The 5,388-nt window shown below is 47.3% G+C and carries 5 protein-coding genes; 4 read left to right on the plus strand and 1 reads right to left on the minus strand.

Features of this window, described 5'->3' with window-relative positions; all coding sequences use genetic code 11:
• Together B3180_RS11240 and B3180_RS11245 are read left to right on the plus strand one after the other, a co-directional pair.
• A partial coding sequence (locus tag B3180_RS11240; RefSeq protein ID WP_286844570.1) for a methyl-accepting chemotaxis protein occupies positions 1-957 on the plus strand: 957 nt, incomplete at its 5' end.
• A 25-nt stretch (positions 958-982) separates the two neighbouring features.
• Positions 983-1,420: a DUF4399 domain-containing protein gene (locus tag B3180_RS11245; RefSeq protein ID WP_273021828.1), complete on the plus strand. Its 438-nt coding sequence runs from the start codon at positions 983-985 to the stop codon at positions 1,418-1,420.
• Here the strand turns inward: B3180_RS11245 and dinB are convergent.
• The gene (gene dinB, locus B3180_RS11250) at positions 1,417-2,487 is read right to left on the minus strand and encodes a DNA polymerase IV (protein ID WP_199494493.1); all 1,071 of its coding nucleotides are present in this window, start codon (positions 2,485-2,487) and stop codon (positions 1,417-1,419) included. The two genes, B3180_RS11245 and dinB, sit on opposite strands and share 4 nt — an antisense overlap.
• An 84-nt stretch (positions 2,488-2,571) precedes the next feature.
• On the opposite strand from dinB, the gene B3180_RS11255 reads away from it, so the two are divergent.
• Entirely contained in the window at positions 2,572-2,997 is a 426-nt protein-coding gene (locus tag B3180_RS11255; protein WP_054488595.1) for a c-type cytochrome, read from the plus strand.
• 226 nt (positions 2,998-3,223) lie between these two features.
• The coding region (locus B3180_RS11260; protein WP_286844574.1) for a sensor domain-containing phosphodiesterase at positions 3,224-5,388 on the plus strand (2,165 nt) is incomplete at its 3' end.

Here is a 5,388-nt window from a genome sequence, read left to right on the forward strand (position 1 = left end):
CATATGGCCCGTGGTGAGGGTGATTTAACTCAACGGCTGCCGGTTGAATCAGATGACGAGTTTGGTTTGGTTTCACGACGCATGAATGAGTTTATTGAAAAAATTCAGCAAGCCTTACTTGAGGTAAATGCAGCTGCCGAACAGGTGGAAAGCAACATTCGCAGTATGGTCAAAGCGAATGATGACTCTATGGATATTGGTAGTGAGCAAGCGGGTAAAGCTAGCTCTGTCGCAACCGCAATTAATGAGCTTGGCGCCAGTGCGCACGAAATTGCGGAAAATGCTGCAAAAGCCTCTGAGCAGGCCAGTTCAGGTACTGCAAAAGCATCATCGGCAAGAGATTCGCTGCAACACAACCGACAGCAAATTCAGCACTTGTCCGAGCGCATGGATGCCTCCAGCCAGGCCATTCATACCCTAGATGAAGATACGCAGAATATTGGAAATATTATTGAAGTGATTAAAGGCATTACCGAGCAAACCAACTTGCTGGCACTTAACGCGGCGATTGAAGCGGCAAGGGCTGGTGAAGCTGGTCGTGGTTTTGCGGTCGTTGCCGACGAAGTGCGTAACCTGGCGCAGCGGACATCGTCATCGGCTACCGAAGTCGAGTCAATGATTGAACGGGTCAGGGCTGGTACGCGCAGTGTCGTTGAAGTTATCAAAGAAAGTCAGGAAATAAGCAGTGCCTGTGTGCTAAGCGCAGAGGAATCTGCTGAACACATGTCAGAGATTAACGGCATTATCGTCAATATCGATGATGTGAAAGATTCGGTGGCTTCAGCAACGGAACAACAGACTTCAGTGATCCAAACACTGGATCGTGACATTATGGATATCAGTAGTATGAACGATCAGAGTGTCAGCAATCTAAATAATACCAAGCAGGCGTGTCGTGAACTGAATACGGCATTTGAACGCTTGGAACAATTGGTGACACAGTTTAAACTGAATTGATTGATATCAATAACTGGAGAAACTTATGAATAAAGCATGGATGATTGGCGCTTTAGCCATGTTAGGCGGCCCGGTACTTGCAACTGCACAGGCAGCAGAAGCAGAACGTACGGAAGCATCACAAGAAGCCCAGGCTTACATTATCTCTCCGCAAAACGGTGAGACCGTGGGCAAAACCTTTAAAGTGAAGTTTGGTTTAAGCGGTATGGGTGTGGCACCAGCGGGTGTTGACGTAAAGCATACCGGGCATCACCACTTGCTAATAGATAAAGATGAATTGCCGGCTATGGATAAGCCGATGGGCGGCGATGTTATTCACTTTGGTGGCGGTCAGACGGAAACCACGGTGACTTTAGAGCCGGGTGAACATACGTTGCAGCTCATTTTAGGTGATAAAAACCACGTGCCGCATAACCCTGCTGTTGTTTCAGAAAAAATCACCGTTATCGTCAAAGACGATTAATCCAGCTCAAGTTCGAGTTGTAATTGCTCGTTGGGGTCAGGCAATGTTGCGCTGATCCCCAACAGCCTCACACCTTTCCCTTTACCGCGCTGCCAGGCTTCATCTAAGAGCTGATAAAACAAGCTGGGCGAAATAAACTGAGAACTGCGCGAGACCGTTGTTTGAGTAAAGTCCGAGAACTTCAGTTTAAGGGTTTGACTGCGAATAGGTTGTTCCCGCCAATGTGATATCTTCATCCGTTGCCGCAGCTTAGGTAATAAGTTGTCCTGAACATAAGCCTGTGCCGTCGACTCCAGCCGCATGTCTGTCGTTAAGGTTTGCTCAACGCCCACGCTTTTTCGAATGCGCTCAGTCACCACTTCCCGGCGGTCACGACCATGACAACGCTCAAATAAAACATACCCTGCCTTTTCCCCAAGAATAGCCTGCAGTTGTTGTAGCTCAATTTGTTGTATGTCTTGACCTGTGGTCAGGCCATGATTTGTCAGTACCTGCTGGCTTTTCGGGCCTACACCGGGGATCTGTTTGAGGTTTAAGGCAGCAATGTAATCCAGTACCTCGGAAGGATGAACAACAAACTGGCCGTCGGGCTTACGCTCTTCGCTGGCAATTTTCGCAACCATTTTCTGATTGGAAATGCCAGCGGAGCCTGTTATTCCAAGCGTTTTTATCCGTTCGCGAACATGGTTCATTGCCAGGGTTGCGCTGCCTTTAAAGCCCTCAAGGTGGGTTAAGTCTAAATAAAACTCATCGATAGAAGCGGGTTCAATGCGTGGCGTCAGTTCCTGCAGAACATCCAGGACCTTGTTGGATAGTTCCCGGTAATAATTGCCATCGGGCCGTATAAAAGTTAATTGTGGGCATAGGCGCCGGGCATGACTGCCCGGCATGGCGCTTTTTACGCCGTACTGACGAGCCAGGTAATTTGCAGTTGCCACCACGCCTCGCTCACCGCCGCCGCCAACAGCAAACGGACGTGTTTTCAGGCTGGGATCACGCAATTCTTCGGCCGAAGCAAAGAAAGCATCCAGATCCAGCAAAGCTATTTTGCGAGCAATTTCAGCCAAGTGTTTATCCTTTGCGCATTTGTGGTTATAATCGCATCCACTAACTGGGCGTGCAAGAACACCAGCCATTTGTAGGAGAAACCAGTGAAAGTTATGAATTCATTTTTCGTTAAGAGCGTTTTGGGCACTATTTCTATGCTGTTTGCGCTAAGCATCAGTGCGTCATCTGTACAGGATGATATGTCACGCGAAGCGATAGCAGAGCGTATTAAGCCAGCAGGTAAGCACTATGTGGCTGGTGAGAGCAGTGCTGCTGAAGAAAGCAGCGGTCCACGGTCAGGCCAGCAAGTTTACGATAAGTTTTGCACAGCCTGCCACACCAGCGGTGTTATGGGTGCGCCTAAAATGAACAATGCATCTGACTGGGAAGCACGTTTAGACCAAGGTATGGAAACTGTATTAAAACACGCGGTTGAAGGCTACAACGCTATGCCGCCCATGGGAACGTGTAGCGACTGTTCTGAAGACGAAATTCAGGCCGCTATCGACTATATGATTGAAGATATCTAAAACACATGAGTTTTAAGATGTTCTGAAAAGGCTGCCAGATTGGCAGCCTTTTTTCGTGTCAATTGACGTTAACTTCTTCCCCGAAATTTCCTCGTTCCAATTATTTCTTTACAAATCTTTTTTATTTTTTGACAGAGGTCTATACTGTACGACTGTTATTAAACCTAACAAGTGTTAAAAAAGTGTATTTGCGGCAAGGAGTGTCAGTGTTTAAAGGTGAACCTGGATGACAGACCGTAAGGTAAGCAAGGAGCAGCTTCAGGAGTTACAAACTGAAAATGAACGCTTGCAAAAGGTCATTACCCGTTTAAAAGGGTTGACTCAAAAATACCGATCGGCTGAAGTCGTACAAAAGGCGCTGTTTCGAATTTCGGAGCTGGCGGCTTCTGCACGCGAAATGGATAACTTTTACCAGTCACTGCATGAAATCATCGGCGAACTGATGTATGCCCGCAATTTCTACATCTGTCTTTATGAACCTCAGGAAGAGCTTGTCGATTTTGTCTACTTTGTTGATGAAATTGATCAAGACACGATATTCGAACGCATTCCAATTGAGCAACTCAGTAAAGGTTTAACTGGCTACGTTTTAAGAAAGGGCCAGTCGCTTTTATGCCCACCTGAAGTCTACCAACGGCTTATTGATAACAATGAAATTGAAGGTTTGGGAGCCGAACACCAGGACTGGCTGGGTGTCCCTCTGAAACGTGGTGATATTACTATTGGCGTTATGGTTGTGCAGAGCTACAGTGCCGATGTCCGCTACGATACCTCTGACGAAGACCTGTTGACCTTTGTTTCGCAACACGTAGTGAATGCACTTGAACGCTTAAAACAACGCGATTTAATGCAAAGCGAAATAGAGCACCAGACTGCCGAACTTCGACATGCCAATGAAAGCCTGATGAGCGAAATCACCATTCGGGAAAGGGCTGAGCAGCAGACTTCGGTGCTGTTCGCAATTTCAGAGTTGACCAATACCTCTGATGACATGAATGCGTTTTACCGACAATTGCACCGGCAAATTGGCAAACTCATTCATGCCGATAACTTTTATGTGGCGTTGCTGTCGGATGATAAAAAGTTTCTGCATTTTCCCTATCACGTAGACGAGACGGGCGCAAAAGCAGAACGTCGTCGCGTAGGTAAAGGTTTGACTGAGTACGTCATTAAAAAGCAGGAGCCGGCTTTTGTGAATGCGGCTGTCAGGCAGAAGTTACTGAAAAAGAATGAAATTGAATTAGGTTATGGCGGCATGAAGCTGGCGAAGCAGTGGCTGGGCAGTCCGCTAATGATGAACGGTCAGGTGTTTGGTGTTATTGCGGTGCAGACTTATGACGGTGACTTCCTTTATCAAAATGATGACCTGGAGCTGCTGAACTTTGTTTCGCAGCACGTTGCTGTTGCTATCGACAGAAAGCGTTCCGCTGAAGAAATTCAACGAGTGAACCAGTTTCTGGAGAAGAAGGTGGCAGAGCGCACCGAAGAGCTTGTATCAGAAATTGAGCGTCGAAAGAAAACAGAGTCCAACTTATTCCACGCTGCACATCACGATAACCTGACCGGGTTACCCAACCGGATTTTGTTTAATGAGCGCCTGCAGCAGGCTGTAGCGCATAAGCGCCGCCATCCTGAACATCATTTTGCGGTATTGTTTGTCGACCTTGACCGTTTTAAAAACATTAACGATACCCTTGGTCACTCTGCTGGTGACGAATTTTTGCTGGAAGTGAGTAAGCGTATTGGCGACTGTGTGCGTGACAACGACATGGTTGCGCGTTTGGGCGGTGATGAGTTCGTTATCTTACTGGATACCATTACCAGCATTGATGACGCGAAAGACGTTGCCAAGCGAATGATCCAACAAATGAGTGAGCCGTTTCAGCTGAATGGGCAGGAACATTACTCCGGTGCCAGTATTGGTATTGCTGAGTGTCTTGAAGAGACGGACTCGGCTGAACGTCTCCTGCGTGACGCAGACGCTGCTATGTATCAGGCTAAAGGCATGGGGCGGGGCCGTTACGTATTATTCGACGACAGTATGCATGAAACGCTTGTCGACAGTGTACGCAAAGAAACGGCGTTGAGACACGCGAAAGTCGACAAGGACTTTGCTGTTAGCTATCAACCAATCGTTGATTTAAAAACAGGCGATGTGAAAGCGGTAGAAGCAAAGTTAGTATGGGATGATCCCCGTTACAGTTTCGACAGCGAGGAGCTTCTGCCTCTTGCTGAGCGGACGGGGCTTATTGTTAAGCTCGACAGGTTTGTTTTACGTACCGCCAGTCGCTGGTTGGTTGAAAATAAGGTCAGCAGAGAAACGTCATTGCATCTTAATTTATCGGTTAGGCACCTGTTAAAAGCCAGCCACCTGAATGAGCTGGTTAATAT

The sequence above is a fragment of the Idiomarina sp. UBA4206 genome, assembly GCF_002383015.1.
GTDB lineage: Bacteria > Pseudomonadota > Gammaproteobacteria > Enterobacterales > Alteromonadaceae > Idiomarina > Idiomarina abyssalis.